This window comes from Weissella koreensis KCTC 3621 (genome assembly GCF_000277645.1).
The window spans coordinates 57,233-78,407 of the sequence record NZ_AKGG01000016.1; the positions used below are offsets into that span (position 1 = coordinate 57,233).

Annotated in this window: 17 protein-coding genes; 2 read left to right on the forward strand and 15 right to left on the reverse strand. The window is 37.5% G+C overall.

Annotated features, from left to right (window positions below; genetic code table 11):
* Positions 1–13: 13 nt before the first annotated feature.
* Positions 14–517 carry an HD domain-containing protein gene (locus JC2156_RS06840; RefSeq protein ID WP_006845899.1) on the reverse strand — a complete coding sequence of 168 codons (504 nt, stop codon included), beginning with the start codon at positions 515–517 and terminating at the stop codon, positions 14–16.
* An 85-nt stretch (positions 518–602) separates the two neighbouring features.
* Positions 603–1,370, reverse strand: coding sequence for a TrmH family RNA methyltransferase (locus JC2156_RS06845; RefSeq protein WP_006845900.1), 768 nt, complete (start codon positions 1,368–1,370; stop codon positions 603–605).
* A gap of 227 nt (positions 1,371–1,597) precedes the next feature.
* On the opposite strand from JC2156_RS06845, the gene femX reads away from it, so the two are divergent.
* On the forward strand, positions 1,598–2,611 hold the full coding sequence (femX, locus tag JC2156_RS06850; protein ID WP_006845901.1) for a UDP-N-acetylmuramoylpentapeptide-lysine N(6)-alanyltransferase: 1,014 nt from the start codon (positions 1,598–1,600) through the stop codon (positions 2,609–2,611).
* Positions 2,612–2,674: 63 nt separating this feature from the next.
* Here the strand turns inward: femX and prfB are convergent, their stop codons facing one another.
* The gene (gene prfB, locus JC2156_RS06855) at positions 2,675–3,790 is read right to left on the reverse strand and encodes a peptide chain release factor 2 (RefSeq protein WP_006845902.1); all 1,116 of its coding nucleotides are present in this window, start codon (positions 3,788–3,790) and stop codon (positions 2,675–2,677) included.
* Between the two features lie 239 nt (positions 3,791–4,029).
* Complete coding sequence (gene secA, locus JC2156_RS06860) at positions 4,030–6,396, reverse strand: preprotein translocase subunit SecA (protein WP_006845903.1); 2,367 nt, start codon at positions 6,394–6,396, stop codon at positions 4,030–4,032.
* A gap of 297 nt (positions 6,397–6,693) precedes the next feature.
* On the opposite strand from secA, the gene JC2156_RS06865 reads away from it, so the two are divergent.
* Positions 6,694–7,548 carry an NAD(P)H-hydrate dehydratase gene (locus JC2156_RS06865; protein ID WP_006845904.1) on the forward strand — a complete coding sequence of 285 codons (855 nt, stop codon included), beginning with the start codon at positions 6,694–6,696 and terminating at the stop codon, positions 7,546–7,548.
* An 815-nt stretch (positions 7,549–8,363) separates the two neighbouring features.
* Here JC2156_RS06865 and JC2156_RS06870 read toward each other — a convergent pair.
* The 11 genes from JC2156_RS06870 to JC2156_RS08935 form a co-directional block, all read right to left on the reverse strand.
* Positions 8,364–9,302, reverse strand: coding sequence for a Ppx/GppA phosphatase family protein (locus JC2156_RS06870; protein WP_006845905.1), 939 nt, complete (start codon positions 9,300–9,302; stop codon positions 8,364–8,366).
* A 21-nt stretch (positions 9,303–9,323) separates the two neighbouring features.
* Positions 9,324–10,340 carry a tryptophan--tRNA ligase gene (gene trpS / locus JC2156_RS06875; RefSeq protein ID WP_006845906.1) on the reverse strand — a complete coding sequence of 339 codons (1,017 nt, stop codon included), beginning with the start codon at positions 10,338–10,340 and terminating at the stop codon, positions 9,324–9,326.
* Positions 10,341–10,389: 49 nt separating this feature from the next.
* Positions 10,390–10,767 carry a type II toxin-antitoxin system PemK/MazF family toxin gene (locus JC2156_RS06880; protein ID WP_006845907.1) on the reverse strand — a complete coding sequence of 126 codons (378 nt, stop codon included), beginning with the start codon at positions 10,765–10,767 and terminating at the stop codon, positions 10,390–10,392.
* A gap of 19 nt (positions 10,768–10,786) precedes the next feature.
* Positions 10,787–12,280, reverse strand: a complete 1,494-nt coding sequence (gene alr / locus JC2156_RS06885; protein ID WP_006845908.1) for an alanine racemase — start codon at positions 12,278–12,280, stop codon at positions 10,787–10,789.
* Between the two features lie 235 nt (positions 12,281–12,515).
* Positions 12,516–14,129, reverse strand: a complete 1,614-nt coding sequence (gene cshA / locus JC2156_RS06890) for a degradosome RNA helicase CshA (RefSeq protein ID WP_006845909.1) — start codon at positions 14,127–14,129, stop codon at positions 12,516–12,518.
* A gap of 285 nt (positions 14,130–14,414) precedes the next feature.
* Complete coding sequence (locus JC2156_RS06895) at positions 14,415–15,692, reverse strand: UDP-N-acetylglucosamine 1-carboxyvinyltransferase (protein WP_006845910.1); 1,278 nt, start codon at positions 15,690–15,692, stop codon at positions 14,415–14,417.
* 457 nt (positions 15,693–16,149) lie between these two features.
* The gene (locus JC2156_RS06900) at positions 16,150–17,751 is read right to left on the reverse strand and encodes a CTP synthase (protein ID WP_006845911.1); all 1,602 of its coding nucleotides are present in this window, start codon (positions 17,749–17,751) and stop codon (positions 16,150–16,152) included.
* A 185-nt stretch (positions 17,752–17,936) separates the two neighbouring features.
* Positions 17,937–18,530: a DNA-directed RNA polymerase subunit delta gene (gene rpoE, locus JC2156_RS06905; protein ID WP_006845912.1), complete on the reverse strand. Its 594-nt coding sequence runs from the start codon at positions 18,528–18,530 to the stop codon at positions 17,937–17,939.
* A gap of 115 nt (positions 18,531–18,645) precedes the next feature.
* The gene (rfbD, locus tag JC2156_RS06910) at positions 18,646–19,482 is read right to left on the reverse strand and encodes a dTDP-4-dehydrorhamnose reductase (protein WP_006845913.1); all 837 of its coding nucleotides are present in this window, start codon (positions 19,480–19,482) and stop codon (positions 18,646–18,648) included.
* 42 nt (positions 19,483–19,524) lie between these two features.
* Positions 19,525–20,562 carry a dTDP-glucose 4,6-dehydratase gene (gene rfbB, locus JC2156_RS06915; RefSeq protein WP_006845914.1) on the reverse strand — a complete coding sequence of 346 codons (1,038 nt, stop codon included), beginning with the start codon at positions 20,560–20,562 and terminating at the stop codon, positions 19,525–19,527.
* Between the two features lie 13 nt (positions 20,563–20,575).
* A complete protein-coding gene (locus JC2156_RS08935; RefSeq protein ID WP_006845915.1) occupies positions 20,576–21,169 on the reverse strand; it encodes a dTDP-4-dehydrorhamnose 3,5-epimerase family protein in 594 nt (197 codons plus the stop codon).
* Between the last annotated feature and the right edge of the window lie 6 nt (positions 21,170–21,175).

The following is a 21,175-nucleotide window of genomic DNA, read 5'->3' on the forward strand; positions in this document are numbered from 1 at the left end:
ATCAAATTATAAGTTACGATTCTCGATTAATCCAATGTAGGGTCTTAAGCGCCTTAAAACTATCCAATACTGGATTAAAGAAATCCATTACTGCTGTTTCATCATCGACCAAGTTCAGCAAAAGGCTTTCCCAGTAATGAGGCATGGCCCAAGTTGATCCCCACATATGTTTTAATATAATGTCTTTCTCCATTTCTGATAACGAGGTGATTTTTTCAGCATTACGTAAGCTTACCCGGGGATGAATAAATGCATGTGTCCCCAATTCAAACTTAGTATCCCGCCAATCATAATAAAATAAATCGTGTAAAATTCCGGCTCTGGCAAGTGCTGTAGCATTTAATCCCAGACGAAGTCCTAAACGATAACTCCAATATGAAACCATAATCGAATGCGTCAAACGATCCGAATGATGGTGTTGAGTGTAATTTGCCAACTCTTGTACGGCCGGCTGCTGTAATAAATCATCGACAATGTCGCGATAAGCGCGATCATTTTTCCAGGCATCTTTTTGCACGGTTTGCCTCCTCGTTACCAATGTTGAAAATCAACATTGTCATCTTAAACTATCATCTTCAATTAAAGTCAACTAATAATATAAATTAATGATTAAGGGTAAACATAGCTACTCCTGCAGCTACCCCTACGTTCAAAGATTCAGCATGTCCCTTCAACGGAATATACAAGTTTTGGTTTGTCATCTCAGCTAAATCCGTAGCCATACCTTGACCTTCATTTCCCATCACCAAAGCAAAGTTTTGAGCTGGGATAATTTCAAAGATATTGGTTGCTTCTGGATTTAATTGAGTTCCATAGACTTGGAATTCATTACGTACGAATTCTGGAATCCATTCGTGCAAGTCTCCATTTGCTAATTGCAAATGGAATTGTGAACCTTGCATTGCACGAACTGCCTTAGGAGAATATGGATCTACAGACCCTTGTCCAAAGACTACTCCAGCAAATCCAGCTGCATCAGCAGTACGAACCATTGTTCCAACATTTCCAGGATCTTGAATCGCATCCAAGAATAGCCATGCTCCTTCATGAATATACTTTGGTGCGCGATTGAAGTTTGGTAATGAAACTTCCGCAAAAATACCTTGCGGGGTAACTAAGTCTGATAACTTTTTAGCGATGTCGTCATAAATTACAAAAACGGGAACTCCTAGAGGCAATTCATCTTGATGTAATTCGTATTGATCTTCAGTTGCGATAATAGCCCGAATTTTTCCATCAGAATGAATTGCTTCTTGAACCAGGTGCCAACCATCTAACAAATATGTTTGACTAGCTTGACGCCCTTTTTTCGTTTGTAACTTGGCCCATGCTTTAACACGAGCATTTTGATTTGAATTTATTTTTTCCATAACTACATTATACGCTATTCCATGGATAAACCCTAGTATTACTTACATTACATTAGTTTTACTATCATTATTAGTTATCAAAAAATAACGTTTTCATTGTCATAACTACCCCAAAATGATCATTAAATATTCGCTATTAATTCTTTCAAAATTTATAAAAAATCCCGACTTAATATTGATATTATGCTAAAATTAACTACTATAAATACAAAAGAAAAGAGATTATCATGCCAGTTTTAGATTTAAATGATAGTACTGCTGTTGAAAAATACCAAAATTTTGTTCAAAATTCTGAATTTGGAAGAATCACGCAAGACGTGCGCTGGTCACATGTTAAAAACAATTGGGAACCTCGCTATGTTTATTTAAAAAATGAAGCTGGTGAAATTACCGCTGCCATGTCAATGCTCTTAAGCACTTTAAAGAATGGTAAAAAATTTGCATACGCCTCAAAAGGACCCGTTGTTGACATCAATAATACAGAAATGCTGATGGCTTTAGTTGATGAAGCTAAAAAGGCTTTGGCTGATGACAATGTCTATCTACTTCGTTTTGATCCAGAAGTCGACTTTTCAGAAGAATTGAATGACACCCTCAAAGCCAATGGCTTTGTAACTCGTAACCGCAACGTTGATGCTTTAGGAATGCACGGGACCATCCAACCTCGTCGTAATATGGTGATTGATCTAACCGAATGGCCCGACGCTAAAGAGACATTTGATCTTTATTCTTCAAAGATGAAGAGTAAGCTTCGCCGTCCAATTCGTGATGGGGTAACTGTTCGCTGGGGAAATACCACCGAAGAACTTGATTCATTCTTCACATCATATTCTGAAATGGCAGAACGTCATGGTATCTCTTATCGCCCAAAGGATTATTTTGAACGCTTATTGGCTTCCTTTGGTGATAGTGATATCATGCGGATCTATTTAGCTGAACGCGAAGGTGAACTATTAGCAACCGGAATTGGTTTCAATTATGGAAATAAAATCTGGTACATGTATGCTGGTTCTGTTGATGGTAATACTTACTTTGCACCTTATGCCGTACAAACAGAAATGATTCAATGGGCTCTAGACAAACACTTAGCTGGTTATGACATGGGTGGTATTGAAGTAGCCGATAATTCCGATGGCTTATATGCCTTCAAACGTAACTTCGTTAAAGCTGATCCACGCGAGTACATTGGCGAGATTGACGTCGTCTTAGATGAAGACACATATCATGAAATGGGCTATTAATTATAAATAGATGAATTAAAAAAAGAGACTAGGGTAACATCCTAGCCTCTTTTTTTAATTCATCTATTCAGGGTTCAATAAACCAAGTTTCCATTGCAAATAGGCATTCATGAAACCATCAAGATTCCCATCCATCACCCCTTGTGGGTTTCCACTTTCAAAATTAGTTCGGTGATCTTTAACCATTCGATATGGTTGAAAAACATATGAACGAATTTGTGAACCCCATCCGTTTTCGAGATGATCACCTGAAATTTCGGCCCGTTCAGCCTCTTTTTTATCCATTTCCAATTGATACAACTTAGCTTTTAACATTCCATAAGCGGTATCCTTATTTTGAAATTGTGAACGTTGTTGCTGTGAAGCTACAACAACCCCCGTAGGCAAGTGCGTCAACCGTACCGCTGAAGAAGTCTTATTAATATGCTGTCCTCCTGCTCCAGAGGCGCGATAAACATCCATTTTAACGTCTGCGGGATTAATATCAATTTCAATTGAATCATCTAATTCAGGCATAATATCAACGGACACAAATGAAGTATGCCGACGACCAGCTGAATCAAATGGTGAGATTCGTACAAATCGGTGGACGCCTCGTTCTGAACGCAAATAACCAAAGGCATTATGTCCTGTAATTTTTAATGTTACTGAATCAATTCCGGCCACATCCCCCGGGTGATAATCTAAAATATCTACCTTAAAGTTATGTTTTTCCGCCCAGCGTGTATACATTCGTTGTAAGTTGGCACCCCAGTCTGCTGACTCCGTTCCCCCTGATCCCGGATGAATTTCCAAAATGGCGTTGTTAGCATCATAGGGTTCATTCAATAATTGTTCAAGTCGGTATTGTTCTAACTTTTCTTGTAGATTTTGAAACTCAACATCAAGTTCAGCTTCCATCTCATCATCGGGCATTTCATTCAACAATTCAAGAGCAGTTTCGACCGATTCGATCCCATTTCTTAACTGTAAATAATTATCCCGCCGTTGCTTTACATCATTGTTTTCATCAATTAAGGCTTGTGCCTTTACATTATCATTCCAAAAATCTGCTTGTCCCATTGCATCTTCATTGGCTGCAATTTGATCATTTAGGGCTTCCAGATCCAAATTTTCTCCAAGATTGGTAACTTCTTTTTCTATTTCTTCCAAATCATGGCGAATTTCAACTAATTCCATTTCAAATATTCCTTTCTTATTACGTAGAGACGATATGATAAGAATTGATTCAATATCCCAAACTATCTTTTTATAATTCATCCTACAAAATTACGTTTCAAATAAGATTAATTCAAAATTGAGTTTTGAAATATGACTTTTTCACAGTAATAGAGAGGCCGGTACAATTTTGTCCCAGCCCCTCTAAATTTGATTTAGTCAGTCTCAACAATTACCATTATCAACTAAATAATCCGAGTTTAAACCGTCAAATTTTGACGAATTTCGGCCTTCATAAAGAGTCGTGTCACTTCATATTCAATACTTGAAATCATTTCTTCAAACATGGCGAAACCTTCATTTTGATATTCAATCAAAGGATTCAATTGACCATAACCTCGTAATTGGATTGCATCACGTAATTGATTCATAGCTTCCATATGATCGGTCCATTGTTCATCAAGTACTCGTAAAATAACAACCCGTGTAAATTGCAATAATTGCTCTTCATCACGTAAGGCACCAACTTTATCAGCGTAAACTGTCAAAGCCTGATTATACAAGTATTCTTTGAGCTCATCTTTACTCTTACCTGCTAACTGATCTTCATTAACCATATCTTCAGGCATCAAGACAGAACGCATGAATTGAGCAAGTACGTCGAGATTCCATTCCTTAGATGGGCCCAGTGTATTAGCATCTATCACTCGATCGATCGTCCGTTGAACCATTGGTAACAAAACAGGTTCTAAGGATTTTTCTTCATCAATCACAATGTTACGATCACGGTAGAATACTTCTCGTTGTTGTGACATTACATCATCATATTGCAAAACATTCTTACGAGCATCATAGTTATTACCTTCAACTCGTTTTTGCGCTGATTCCACTGAACTTGTAATAAATCGGTTTCGAATAACTGCTTCGTCATCTTCAATGTTCAATCGATCCATCATAGCTTTAATCTTTTCACCACCAAAGCGCAGCATCAAATCATCTTCCAAAGACAAAAAGAATTGAGAATAACCTTGATCACCTTGACGGCCTGCACGTCCTCGCAACTGATTATCAATTCGACGAGATTCATGTCGTTCAGTTCCGATCACAGCCAAACCACCTAATTCAGCTACCCCAGGGCCTAATTTAATATCAGTTCCACGACCAGCCATGTTAGTAGCGATTGTCACAGCGCCACGTTGACCAGCATTAGCGATAATTTCCGCTTCTTTGACATGGTTTTTAGCATTCAAAACATTATGTGGCACATTTAACCGATTCAATAATTGTGATAGCAGCTCAGAAGTTTCAACTGCTACGGTTCCAATCAAAATCGGCTGACCCTTCGCATGTAACTTCTGAACTAATTCAATTACAGCCTTAAATTTAGCTTGTAAACTAGGATATAGTAAGTCTGGCTCATCTACTCGAGCATTAGGCCGATTGGTTGGAATGCTGACAATTTCCATATTATAAATTTCGCGGAATTCTTCAGCCTCGGTTTTAGCCGTTCCAGTCATCCCAGAAAGCTTCTTATAACGACGGAACAAATTTTGATAAGTAATCGAAGCCATTGCTCGATTGTCCTCTTGAATTTGAACCTGTTCTTTAGCTTCTAAGGCTTGATGTAATCCATCTGAGAAACGACGACCATCTTGAATTCGACCAGAGAAAGCATCAACTAACATGACTTCTCCATTTCGAACCACATAATCCTTATTATTTTCCATCGTGTAATTTGCACGTAGCGCTTGATCAATATGATGCGTCAGCGCAATGTTATCAGATCCATATAAATTAGGTAAATTGAAGTAACTTTCAGCCTTAGTTATTCCTTCATCGTGCAACAATACTGCCTTAGCTTCTAAGTCCACTTCAAAATCAACGTCCCGAATTAACGATTTAACAAAACGATCAGCTCGCACGTACAATTGGGTTGATTCTTGAGCTGGAGCACCTGAGATAATCAAAGGTGTCCGAGCTTCATCGATCAAAATTGAATCAGTTTCATCGACCAAAGCAAAGTTCAAAGGTCGTTGCACACGATCTTCACGCCGCGAAACCATGTTATCTCGCAAATAATCAAAGCCAATTTCTGAATTAGTTGAGTAAGTAATATCAGCTTGATAGGCAGCTCGTTTTTCGTCAGCTGATTGTTCAGATAAATTAATTCCAACCGTTAGTCCCAACCATTGGTAAAGTTCACCCATTTCAAGCCCATCTCGTTGTGAAAGATACTCATTAACCGTCACAACATGAACCCCTTTTTGTGGCAAAGCATTTAAGTAAACAGCCATTGTCGCTGTCAAAGTCTTTCCTTCACCAGTCTTCATCTCGGCAATATTACCTTGATGTAAGGCAATTGAACCCATAATTTGCACAATAAATGGATACAATCCCAAAATTCGTCGTGCTCCTTCGCGAACAACGGCGAAAGCTTCTGGTAAAATTTCATCTAAACTTTTCCCATTAGCTAATAATTCACGAAAGTAAGGTGTTTTTGCTTGTAATTCTGAATCACTCAATGCTTCCATTTCACTTGCATATGAATCAACTTTAGTTGCGATTCGACGCAAATGGCGGAGAGTTCCCCGATCACTTTCTATCATTTGTCGTACTGGATTTGCCATTTTTTAATTCACCTTTTTTAATTATTTATATTTAGAAAACTTCAATTTAAGGATTCCATAAATTACTATAAAGCCAATTTACGTCCCAATTAATCACTAATTATAGAGTCAATTGTAACACACCACTACATACTTTGACACTGTATCTAGAACCATAAAAAAGTGTAAAATTGAATATTTTCATGGTCAAATATTGTTAATATTCAATTATATAAATTAAAATCGTTAAGACTGAAATTTTATGTGATAAAATTAGATAATAGTTTATTACATTTATGACTTGGGAGGGTTTTGGCAATGGTTACTGAACTTAAAGCTGATATTTTACATGAGGTCATCCAGAAGCGACCGACCGCAACCAATAAAACTAATTTTGGAAAATTACTCTTAATTGGTGGCAATCAACAATATGGTGGTGCAATTCTGATGGCTGCCTCAGCCGCAGTCAACTCAGGAGCTGGATTAGTCACCGTTGCAACCCATGCTGATAATATTACTGCACTTCACGTTCGGAATCCGGAGGCTATGGCCTTAGATTGGAGCGATCAGGGAGCCGTTTTAGATCACGTTCGTAAAAGTTCCGTGGTTTTGATCGGACCAGGTTTAGGCAACTCAGATGCTGCTGTAGAGTTACTTCGATCAACAATGCGTGCAATGCGCGAGAATCAAACGTTAATTTTAGACGCAAGTGCTTTAGGCATCATCGCCGATAAACATATTATGATTCCAAATAACGTCTTTACAATTGCCACCCCACATCAAGGGGAATGGGCAAAACTTTCCAGTGTTATGGTTGCATATCAAGATTCCATGGAATTAAATGATTTACAACGTAAAACTTTGAATATTGATGTTTTAGTTTTAAAAAAGTACCACACAGTAATTCTCAGTGAAAATCGCCAAATGCAATTATTGATTGGTGGTCCATACCAAGCTACTGGTGGAATGGGCGATACACTCGCTGGATTAATTGCCGGTTTTGTTGGTCAATTCGCCGAACCACGTCGTGCAACTGAAGCAGCTGTTTATGCTCATAGTGCGATTGCTCAAGAGCTAGCAGAACATAATTGGGTGGTTCGACCAAGCTTCATTTCCGATTTCGTTCCTAATTATATGGCACGAATTAATACCAACCTACCAGACATTATCTAAATTAAGTATATAATAAAAACCTCCTCTAATTCATAGAAAAGGCATGTTTGCTTTAATTTTTTATGAATCGAAAAACAGCTCGATCAAAGTTCAATAATTATGACATTATGCAATTTTCAAGGCATATCGATAAGAAGCTAGGATTTATTTCCTAGCTTTTTTATTGAACTTAATTTCAAAAAAAAGCACGCCGATACATTGATCCGCGTGCAACTTTAGAAAAACATATTTTCATGTTATTCAAGGAAGGACTATTTACCACCCTATATTCAATTGTCATTTTGTAATATCAAAGGTCTAAGCTGCAGTCTTAAACACCTGTCGTTGATATTACATGAACCAAATCATACTTCAACAAGTCCCACACAGACACATCTTAATTAACAATAATTAAGTCATATCAGGAGCAGTTTATTATCGAAAACATATACTTACATCCATTTCAGCCTAGACTGAATGATTATGATGTTTGGTAATAAATCTGATTGCTAATGACATTAGGTTGGCCTTCTCATGGCCGAAATGTTTATCATCAAAAGATACGCTATATTCCTAAGTCACTACTGTGATATGCTCCTGTGCAAGAATGGTTCAGTTAAAGTAAATTCAGTTAATTTTTTAGATTCTTCCAAATTACTCACCTGCCTTTCTTTTGGAATATCTATATTATAGCACCACATGTAATCGCTTACAAGCGTTATCTCATTTTTATTTTATCGTTTTATCATTTGCTTGTAATTAAACAAAAAGGCAGCCTACATTAGACTGCCTTTAATTAAATGCGATAATATTACATTAAATTTATTATCCCATTTTTAATTATCATTTTGCTCTAAACGATATTCTTGCAAAATTCCTTCACGTACACCAGAAGCTGAAAATATAACTTCCTTGGTCCCTGTGACATCTACTAATTGCATTAGAGGCAATAACCCACTGATAATGATATCAGCTCGGTTAGCTTCGGCGCCTAAGATAGCTGAACGTTCTTGATGACTTAAACTACGTAATTCATCAAATAATGCTTGAACATGTTCAACTGGCATTTGATAACCATGAAAATTACTTAGATCTTCATAAGCTTGTTTACTCCGGTGTAACCGTGCCAAAGTACGATTAGCTCCTCCTAATAGAATAATTGGTTGCTGATCACACTCAAGCCAAGGTAACTCATCATATTCTCGATCAATATATTGTTCTGCTTCCGATAAAGATTCGTCTGTAATCGGATCTGGTCCATTCAAATTAAATCGTTCGGCTAAATTAACCGCACCAAATGGTAAGCTAATAAAATTGACTGCCATTCTATCTTCAATTCCAACTAATTCAATACTTGCACCACCAGTATCTAGAAGCCAGGCGTTATCAATATGATCTAGGGCTGACATTGCGCCCAAGTAATCATAATAGGCTTCTTGATCACCAGTTAAAACACGAACATCAATTTGAAATTTGTCGCTTAATTGTTGGACAAAAGCTGTCTTATTTTTAGCTTCTCGCACTGCAGCAGTTGCAATCCCAATGACTTCCAAGTCTTGATAGGATTGGGCTATTTCTTTAAACTCACTAACCGCTTCAAAAACCCTTTGCATCGCCGTTTCAGTTAAATAACCCTCATTTTTCCCCATTCCTTCAGCTAAACGTGTATCTTTTTTTACCCGCTCAAGTTCTTGAAATGTTCCATCCGCTTGTAATTTTTCAATTACAAAACGAGTTGAGTTTGAACCTAAATCTACAATTGCTAAATAACCCATGATATTACCTCAAAATAAAGTTTAATTCCAGTATTCAATACCCATTGCTTCGCGAATTTCGTGCATTGTCGCCTGAGCTGTTTTTCGAGCATGGGCTGATCCTTCAGCCAACATTTCCAAAACGGCGCCTCGATCAGCAGCAAATTCAGCGCGCCGATCCCGAATTGGTGTTAATTCAGCATCTAAGACTTCAAAAAGATACTTCTTTAACTTCATATCTCCCAAACCACCATGTTGATATTGTGCCTTCAATTCGTCCACTTTATTTTGATCTGAATCAAATATATCAAGATATGTGAAGACCATATTACCTTCAACATGACCTGGATCATCAACTTTTACATGGGTGGGATCTGTATACATTGACTTAATTTTATTCCATAATTCATCTTTTGAATCACTCAAATAAATTGCATTACCCAAAGATTTAGACATCTTAACCCCATCTAATCCAGGAATACGCCCCTGACCCTTTGGTGGGAAAATACCTTGAGGTTCTTTTAAAATATCAACATCATAAACTCGATTAAAAGTTCGAATTAATTCTCGTGTCTGTTCTAACATTGGTTCTTGATCATCCCCAACTGGCACTACTTCACCTTTAAATAATGCGATATCAGCAGCTTGTGACACCGGATAAATAAAGAATCCCGCTGGAATTGATTCACCAAAACCTTTTTGTTGAATCTCAGTCTTAACAGTTGGATTACGTTGCAGACGCGCAATTGAAACCAAATTCAAGAAATATTCCGTCAATTCTGATAATTCTGGAATTGCAGATTGAACAAAAATAGTAGTTTTTTTAGGATCAATTCCAACCGCTAGATAATCCAAAGCTACTTCTAATAATGAATTATGTATTTTTTCTGGATCGCGAGCATTATCCGTAAAGGCTTGCTTATCCGCAATCATAATATATGGGGTATATTCTCCAGAATTTTGCATTGCTACCCGATTTTTAAGTGAGCCCACATAGTGCCCAATATGTAATTTACCTGTGGGACGATCCCCCGTTAACAATACTTTTTGCTCAGTCATATCTTCCTACCCTTCAGACATATTTTATGTCTGCTTTCAATTTTTATTTTTAATCAAAGCCTAAACTAACCGATAAAGCTGAACGAACTTCAACCATTTGCGGCTCAGGCAGACGTCCTAAGCGATCTTGGAGTCTTTTTTTATCAATTACCCGAATTTGTTCCAATAACAATGTAGAATCACGATTAATTCCCGTCCCATCTAATTCAGCATCTAATTTCACATGGGTTGGTAACGTTTTTTTTATCTTTTTGGTCGAAATCGGTATTACGATGGTAGTGGGTGCATAAAGATTACCTACATTATTTTGGACAATCAGGACTGGACGAACGCCGCCCTGCTCAGATCCAATTCTTCCATTCTCTAAATTGGCATACCAAATCTCTCCCCGCCGAATTTCTTTTACTTTCTGCTTATTATCTTGCATTCTATCCCTCATTTATTAATTAATCAACTAAATACCGGGGCAAACGTACAGATAAAGTGGTCGCTACTTCATATGGAATAGTTTCCAAACGTTCAGCTAAATCTTCGAGAGTTACATGTTGCCCACCTGCCGAACCAATTAACGTGATAACCGTTCCAACAGGTATTTCTTCTGGTAACGCTACCATACATTGATCCATGGCGATACGACCTATAATTTCTACATGTCGCCCATCTGGTAAAAGGCCATATCCGCCTTGAAGTTTGCGCAAATATCCATCCGCATATCCCAATGGAATTGTTCCAATCCAGGTTGGCTGATCAGTTGTGTAAGTTGCTCCGTACGAAACTGATACATCAGCCTCTACTTGCTTTACTTGAACCAATTTAGCTTTCAAGCTCAAAACTGGTTGTAAGTCACGTTTTTCCAGAGCCCCTTGAGAAGAATCAATGCCATACATAGCTGCTCCAATTCGAATCGCATCAGTTGAAGGATTCTTATGCCACAGAGCTGTACCTGAATTAGCCAGATGACGCCAAACATCAGCCGAAATTTCTAGCTCATCAGTTAACGTATGCCAACGTTCTAACTGTTGCTCAAAGTATGCTTCATTGTTAGTATCAGCGGTTGCAAAGTGCATGCCAATACTATGTAATTTGAATCGCGGATCCCTATTGATTGCATTAAAGGTCTCTTGCAATTCGTTCTCTGTTCGAATACCAATCCGAGTCATTCCAGTATCAACAGCCAATGCCACTAATAAAGGTTTGTTCGTTGATTCCATCGGAAAAACTTTTTGAGCAGATTTTAGCCAAGCTAAATTTGCAACGGGTACAATAATTTGGTGCTTCCAAGCTAGTTTAACTTGTTCTGCTTCCACAATCCCCAATACTAAAATCGGCTCTTTAACCCCAAAATGGCGTAACCAAATAGCTTCATCTAAAGTTGCAACACCAAAGGCATCTGCTCCACCTTCACGTGCTGCTTCCACCATCTGTGGTAATCCATGACCATAAGCGTTAGCTTTTAAAATAGCCATAAATCGCTTAGCACCACTAAATTCCCGCACAAATTTAATATTATGCGCTACCGCTGACTTTGAAATTTCAATCCAAGCAGGACGATTAACACTAACTGGCATTTCAGTATTTGGCATATTTTCAAGAATAACTTCAGTTTTCACCATATTACCTGAATGTGAAATTGAAATGTGAGCAATGAGATCATTTTGACGGGGATGTTGTTGAAAATATGGTCTACCCTGTTCATCATTTGCAATTTCTAATTGTTGCCAATTTAAATCAGCCCCGAGGCCTGTCCCCAATGCTTTACTATAAGCCTCTTTTGCGGCATAACGACCGGCTAAAAATTCACCTTGATGTTTACCAACCTTTTGGTCATAAGTCTGTTTCTCAGTATTCGTTAAAATTTTAGTAATAAAATTTGGTTGTCTTGCCGCCAAATCCTCTACAGCTGATATTTCTTGAATATCAATTCCATTCCCAAATATCATGAAATACTCCCCTTATTTCTCGTTTTTCACGTGACCATTAAAATGAAATCAGGTCATATAATCAATCGGATTTAATTACTCAATTTTATCATATTTTTAGCGTAATATTAGGCTTGAATTTTTTGTTCAACATTTTAATTATATTATTTAGTTGCAAATAAAAAATGCTCAATCATTTTCAATGTAAAACATTGAAGTGATTGAGCATCTTACTAGTATTTTAGCCTAGTAAATTTTATTTATCATTTTCGCGGATCACAAACTTGCGACGTCCGGCTGGACGTGAACCACGTTGTGAGCGATCCCCTGAACCAGTACGTGCACCACGATCGTATGACTTACGACGTTCTGAATCATGGCCACCACCATGGCTACCATTTTCTTCACGTCGACCACCACGTGCAGCACCACCATTACCAGAACCAGCAGAGCGTGAACCTCCACCACCGTTACCAGAACGTCGGTTTCCACCACGGTAATTACCGCGTGATCCACTACCACCACGTGATCCACCACGACCAAAGTGTTTGTTTGGTAATGGACGTTCGCGGGTCAAATCGAATTCAGCATCGATTTCAGAAATATTAGCTGAAGCAGCCAATGCAGCAGCAGCTAATGTCCGAACATCATACTTTTCTAATAATTCATCAACTTCAGCTGAAACCAAGTTAGCATCTACAGTTTTAACAACTGCATCTACATCTTGGACTGCAGTCTTCATTCGAGCTGCAACAGCTTCTTCGTGTGAGTAAGGCTTTAATGCCAACATACGCTTCTTAGTAAGCTTTTCGATATCTTTTAGATAATCTAGTTCAGCATTTGTTACAAACGTAACTGAAGTTCCGTGAGAACCGGCACGACCTGTCCGACCAATTCGGTGAACATATGATTCGGATTCTTGTGGAATATCAAAGTTATAAACGTGAGTAACTCCTGTAACATCCAATCCACGAGCAGCAACATCAGTTGCCACTAAGATTTGGATTTCACCAGCTTTGAATGACTTCAAAACTTGTGTACGCTTTTGTTGAGTTAAGTCTCCATGAATTCCTGAAGCCTTAAATCCACGCAATTCCAAACCACGAGTTAATTCATCAACTCGGCGCTTAGTACGCCCAAACAAAATTGCTAACTTTGGTTGTTGAACAGCCAAAATGTTAGTCAAAGTATCAAACTTTTCGGGTTCACGAACTCGAACGTAGTATTGATCAACCAAGTCTGTCGTCAATTCTTTGGCGGCTACTTGGATGTGTTCTGGTTCAGTCATGAATTGAACACCAATCCGCTTAATTGCAGATGGCATTGTTGCTGAGAACAATAATGTTTGACGTTCATCTGGAACGGCCTTCAAAATTGACTCAATATCTTCCAAGAATCCCATGTTTAACATTTCATCAGCTTCATCCAAAACTAATGTCCGAACATGTGAAAGGTCAATGGTTCCTCGACGGATGTGGTCAATTAAACGACCAGGTGTTCCAACGACGATATCAACTCCGCGCTTCAAACCATCAATTTGGCGACGAATATCTGCCCCACCAAAGACGGCTTGTACGCGAACGCGCTTATCACGTCCTAATTTAAATAGTTCTTCTTGAGTTTGAATCGCTAATTCACGCGTTGGTGAAACTACCAAAGCTTGAACTTGACGACTGCTATCAATCATCTCTAAAATTGGCAATCCAAACGCAGCTGTTTTACCAGTTCCGGTTTGAGCTTGACCGATGACATCCTTACCGGCAAGCGTTAAGGGAATTGTTTCGGCTTGAATTGGTGTTGCCTCGACATAACCATGTTTTTCAATGGCTGTAAGTAGGTCTTTTGTGAGACCTAATTCTGAAAACTTCAAAATCTTCCTCCAATTGCGATAAATTTCGTATCGCGTACTAAATGAAAATACTTTGAACAAAGCGCCAACCTGGTCACAATCCGGTGACTTAATAACGAATTGACTTCTGGCAAAGTATTTTTTACAACCCATTTAGCTTACCTTTTTTATTAACAAATTACAAGCTATTTTAAAATTTAGACTTAGGATAATAGATCATTTTAAATTGAATATCCAGCCACATTTGCGTTATATACAAAAAGAGACCGTTTCCAAAAATAAACAGCCTCTTTTTTTATTTATTTTTTATTGCATTGGTTCATCTGTTTCTACAATTCGAATATCCCCATTTAATTGAGTTATTTTATGAATCAAACGATCGTAACCACGTAAAATGTGTTCTGAGTTATTAATGACTGTTTCACCTTCTGACATTAATCCGCCAATAACAAGTGCTGCTCCAGCACGAATTTCAGCAGCTGCAACTACATTTCCTGATAATTGTGTACTAGGTCGAATTGCAATCAAACCATGCGCATAATTATCAATATCCATTCCCAACTTGTTCAATTCTGGAATATGACGAGTCCGTTCTGGATAAATCTCTTCCGTAATCAGACTTTCTTCATCAGCTAATGTTAACAAAGGCGTAATTGGTTGTTGCAAATCAGTTGCAAACCCTGGGAAAGGAGTTGTCTTAATTTTAATTGCATTAAACTTTTCCGTCTTAGGAACATAAATACTATCTTCTCTTACATCTAGATCAACCCCTGCTTCAACCATTTTCGCAATAAAAGCCTCTAAATGTTCTGGAATTATATTTTTAACTAAAACTCCATCCCCTTGTGCAGCTGCCATTGAAAGATAAGTCCCTGCCTCGATTCGATCTGGAATAATAGTATGAACGTTGTTCGAAATTAATCGTTCAACTCCTACAATACGAATTGTATCCGTTCCAGCCCCCCTAATTTTAGCACCCATATTATTTAAAAAGGTTACCAAATCAGTAATTTCTGGTTCCTTAGCGGCATTTTCTAGAATCGTAGTTCCTTCAGCTTTAACGGCTGCTAAAATTGTGTTAACCGTAGCTCCTACCGAAACCATATCCATATAGATACGTGTCCCATGCAACCCATTTGGAGCTGTAATACGTACAGTATCATTGTCATATTCGACTTCCGCACCTAGAGCTTCAAATCCCTTAACATGCTGATCAATTGGACGAGGGCCAATATTATCGCCACCAGGGAACGTTACAACGGCACGTCCAAAACGACCTAACAATGATCCCATGAAATAATATGAAGCTCGGAGACTTTTAATCGCCGTTGATGGTAACTCAGCTTCTACAATTCCTGTTGGATCAATCATTAATTCTCCATTAGAAAAACTTGATTGTACATTCATTGAACGCATAATAATTTGGAGATTATAAACATCCAAAATATCTGGTACACTATCAAAATTAACAACTGAATCCGCCAAAATTGATGCCGGAATCAAAGCAACGGTTGAGTTTTTTGCCCCACCAATCGTTACTTCCCCACTTAATCGGCGACCGCCGTGAATAATTAACTTTTTCATTACAAAACCTCAAGACATTTAAATGACTACTACATCAATTAAATAATTCATTATAATTTTTATTTAACTGGCCAGTTTCACTGCGATCCTTAACCATCTTTATTTTAATTCAACTAATAATATTAATGTTGTTATGAAACATGTTGAAAATTATTAACACACATCAGTATTTTAAATAATCACTTTCATTAGAAAAGCGTGTTTTACACTTATCTTATTCAATTACTCGTTTCTTATTTTACAATATAATTACAATAGTAACAACCTGTAACTTAAAAAGTAATATTACAATATTTTCAATCAAAATCTATTAATGTCAATAATAATATTCATTTTATATTAATTAATCTTGTTGTTGCCTTAAATATCTCTGCAAATTCTTGCTATTGAAAATTTTCATATTTATATAAAAAAAGGCGAATCATCAAAATTCATCGCCTTTTTAAAAATTTTAATATTAATGATTATTCAAAGCAGCTTTAATAAATGCTGCATACAATGGCTCAGGTCGATTTGGACGTGAGATAAATTCTGGATGATATTGAGCAGCAATGAAGAAATCATTGCTTGGTAATTCAATAACTTCCATCAAACGATCATCAGGTGAAACCCCCGCAAAAACCATTCCGGCTGCTTCAAATTCAGCACGATATTGCGTGTTGAACTCGAAACGGTGCCGATGACGTTGTTGTACTTCATCAGTACCATAAATTTCCCGAGTTTGAGTTCCTTCCTTCAAAGCAGCTGGATACAATCCCAAACGCAAAGTTCCACCACGTTTTGTGATTTCCTTTTGGTCGTCCATCAAAGCAATAACAGGTGTATCAGTGTTCTCATCAAGCTCAATTGAATTTGCTTGTGAATGTCCTAGTACGTTACGGGCAAATTCAACAGTTGCCAACTGCATACCTAAACATACTCCTAAGAAAGGTACGTTATTTTCACGAGCATATTGAATCGACAAAATCTTTCCTTCAGTTCCACGAGGACCAAATCCCCCAGGTACTATGATTCCATCAGCATCACTCAAAAGCTCTTTAACATTATCTTCATTTACTTTTTCAGAATTCAAAGCGTTGATCTCAACCTCTGTATCAATCGCATATCCACCTGAACGTAAAGCTTCATTTACTGAAATGTAGGCATCCTGCAAATCAGCATACTTACCAACCAAGGTAATTTTGATGTGGTTTGATAAGTTTTTAATCTTATCAATCATTTCCGTCCAATTAGTTAAGTCAGCTGGTGCAGCTTGAAGTCCAAGATGATTCAAAACCACATCATCCATTCCTTGAGCTTGCATATTATTAACAATTTCATACAAAACATCAACGTCCAATGACTCGATTACTGCCTCAGGTGCCACGTCAGTAAACAAAGCCAATTTTTCACGCATTTCTTGTGAAATAGGTTGTTCAGTCCGTACAACCAACATATCAGGTTGAATTCCCAATGAACGCAATTCTGATACAGAATGTTGTGTTGGTTTAGTCTTCATTTCACCAGCTGCTCGCAAGAATGGAATTAATGAAGTATGAATATAAAAGACGTTTTCGGCTCCAACTTCACGCTTCATTTGGCGCAAAGCTTCAATAAATGGAAGTGATTCAATATCACCAACAGTACCACCAACTTCGGTAATCACAATGTCAGCATCTGTTGTTTCAGCAGCACGCATCATTTTTTCCTTCAAAGCATTAGTAATATGTGGAATTACTTGAACCGTAGCTCCATCATAATCACCATTTCGTTCTTTTTCCAAGACTTCAGAATAAATTCGACCTGAAGTAATGTTTGAATATTTATTCAAGTTAATGTCAATAAATCGTTCATAATGACCCAAATCCAAATCAGTTTCAAGACCATCTTCCGTTACGAAGGTTTCACCGTGTTGATATGGTGACATTGTTCCAGGATCAATATTGATATACGGATCAAATTTTTGTACCGCAATTTTGAATCCGCGATTTTTCAATAAGCGTCCTAGTGAAGCTGCTACAATTCCTTTTCCTAGCGATGAAACCACACCACCAGTCACAAAAACATATTTCGTCGCCATAATTCCCTCCGTCTAAACGCAATTTCTACGTACTAATTCGTGTGCCATATTTTTTATTGTTAAATCAATAAAACTCCCGTTGCTATGTTAGCATTAGGAGTCTAATAGTTAATTTAACCGTTCTTGTAAACAAACAAGAGCCCGGGACTTTATTATACATGATAATAAATCAAATGTCAAAGACATTACTTTTCAATGTCCCCTGATCCATAATCATCATCGACGTCTTTGCCAATTCCAGAGATATCGTCACCAATACCATTTGAAACTTCAAATTCATCACTTTTGGCGACCGCGTCGTCATCGTCGTCATCATCTGTCTCAACTTCAACATCAACAGTTGCAACAGTTTCATCAGCTGGTGTTGGTTCTTCTTCGAAGTCATCTTCTTCAGGATCATCATCCCAGCCAACAACATCATCGTCATCGGTATCCAACAAAGCCGCAGCTTTCTTAGTTGCCTTCTTTTTCTTCTTTGTGGCAGCTTCTTCTTCAAGGTCCAAATGGATTTCTTCATTAATTGAATCAAATGGATACCATGAACGAAGTCCCCAAACATTATCACCCAAAGAAATAAAAGATCCGTCGATATTTAAATCTGTATAAAATTGTGATGTTCGCTTTTCGAGCTCATCGGCGCTCTGACCAATATATTCTGATACTTGTTTCAATAAATCATAAAAATCAACAGTCTCATGACGCTCGTGTAGTATCTCACGTGCCACTTCGATCATTGAAAGTTCTGATTTTTTCTGATTGTCAAATTTTGATAATGCCAAATCACGCACATCCTTTCAAGGGTTTACTATTAATTAATAGTACTTTATTTCATTAAATTATTCAATGATTAATCCTAAATTTAAGAATCAATTCCTATCAAAGCACCATTATTATTTATATCTCAGATAAGAAAGTTGCTAATGCATCACGCCAAGTTGGTATCTCAAAACCAGTCAACTTCGCTTTCTCTAAACTCATTACCGAATGCTTTGGGCGATACGCTTTTTGTGGAAACTGATCACTAGTAACCGGCGTAACTTCAACTGGCAAATTTTTCAAAATTTCTTCAGCAAATTCAAACCAAGTGGCAGTATCATCATTTGATAAATTATAAATACCATATTCTGATTTAGAGTTAATCAAATGTAGCATAAATTCTGCTAGTGTCCTTGTCCATGTTGGTCGCCCCAGCTGATCATTTACCACTGTTAATTTAGGATGGTTCTCTGCCAATCTCTTCATTGTATAAACGAAATTAGGCCCAAACTCACCAAATACCCAACTTGTTCGAACTATATAAGACGAAGCACCACTCTCAATAACAGCTAATTCACCAGCTAATTTAGCACGTCCATAAGCGTTTTTGGGATTTACTGAATCCGTCTCTTGATATTCATCATTATTCATTCCATCAAAGACATAATCTGTAGAAACAGCAACCAATTTAGCATTATATTGTTTAGCAGCGTCAGCAATATTTTTTGTACCTTCTACGTTAACTTTCCAATTAAGAGAACGTCCTTCATCTTCTGCCAAATCAACTTTTGTATAAGCAGCAGCATGTAGTACTACATCTGGTTTTTCTGTTTCAAAAACACTCATAACTGCGAGACGATCAGTAATATCTAACTCATTAGAATCAAATGCCACAAATGTCAGGTTTCGCTCCTTCAAAATTTTTTGTAATTCTTGGCCTAGCTGTCCATGAGCTCCTGTAATTAAATACTTCATATTAATTCCTCCGAAAAAAAGTCAGCTTTCGCTGACTTTAAATTATTGATTATTTTGTGCGTATTTAGCCTCAACTTCGGCCTTTTCAGCTTCCCACCATGATCGATTATTTTTATACCAATTGATAGTATCAGATAATCCAGTCTCAAAGTCGGTAAATTTAGGAGCCCACCCTAATTCTTCACGAATTTTAGTAGCATCAATAGCATAACGTAAATCATGTCCTGAACGATCTTGCACGAAATCAAAGTCATTTTCATCTTTGCCCATGTCTTTTAAAATCGTATGTAATACAGTAATGTTATCCTTTTCGCCATCGGCTCCAACCAGATAAGTTTCTCCAATCTTTCCGTTGTTCAAAATGGCCCACACAGCCGTAGCGTGATCATAAGTATGAATCCAATCACGTACATTTTTTCCAGAACCATATAATTTAGGCTTAATTCCTGAAATAATATTTGTCACTTGACGTGGAATGAATTTTTCAATGTGTTGATAAGGTCCATAATTGTTAGAAGTATTAGAGATTGTAGCTTTCAACCCAAACGAGCGAACCCAAGCGCGAACAAGCAAATCTGAGCTAGCTTTTGTTGAGGAATACGGACTTGAGGGCCGATATTGTGATTCAGGAGTGAATTTTTCGCCAACACCTTCTCCTTTACCTGGTAAATCTTCACGCAAAGGTAAATCACCATAAACTTCATCAGTTGAAACATGATGAAAACGTTTATTATATTTCCGTGCTGCTTCAATTAAAGTATAAGTCCCAATAATATTGGTCTGTACGAATGGTGATGGATCTTTCAATGAATTATCATTGTGACTTTCTGCAGCATAATGAATAACTGCATCTGTTTCAGCCACTAATTTATCAACTAATGGTGCATCTGCGATATCCCCAATCACCAATTTAACTCGATCTTCAGGTAATCCAGCAAGATTTTCCTTGTTTCCAGCGTAAGTTAATTTATCAAGAACGGTTACAACCACATCTGGATGCTCCGCTACGATATAACGTACAAAGTTCGCTCCAATAAATCCAGCTCCCCCTGTTACTAAAATATTCTTGTACTCAGTCATCAGTCTTCTCCAATTATAATTGTTCTCTGTTAAGCGGCACAACATCCTTCAATAATGGATGATTCTTATCGGCCTCACTTACTTCAGCATTATCAACATCATCCCATACAATACCAAGTTCAGGATCAGCATAGTTAACAAAGGCATACTTTGGCTTTAATTCTAATGCCCAGTAATCATTGACCAAATAAGCATATGAAACTGTCTCACTTAAAACTTGGAACCCATTAGCGACACCACGGGGAACATAAATTCCCTTACTAGCATCAATTACTGTTTGATATACGTGACCAAATGAGTCTCCTTCACGTAAATCAACCCAAGAACCAAGTACCCGTCCATTATCAGCTATTGAGATATACTTATCCCAAGGTTCAGCATGTAATCCTCTCAACACTCCCTTACGTGATAAAGAAATATTATTTTGAAGTTTATCTTCTTTAAAAAATTTCTTTGGGAACCCTAAAGGTATCATTTTTTCCTTCTGAAAGTTTTCTTTAAACCAACCACGATTATCACCATGGACCGGAATATCAAACTCGATCATACCAGGTATTTCTTCAATTGGATGACCTGCTAATGCTTTTTCAAAAAAGTTGTCAGTCATATATTT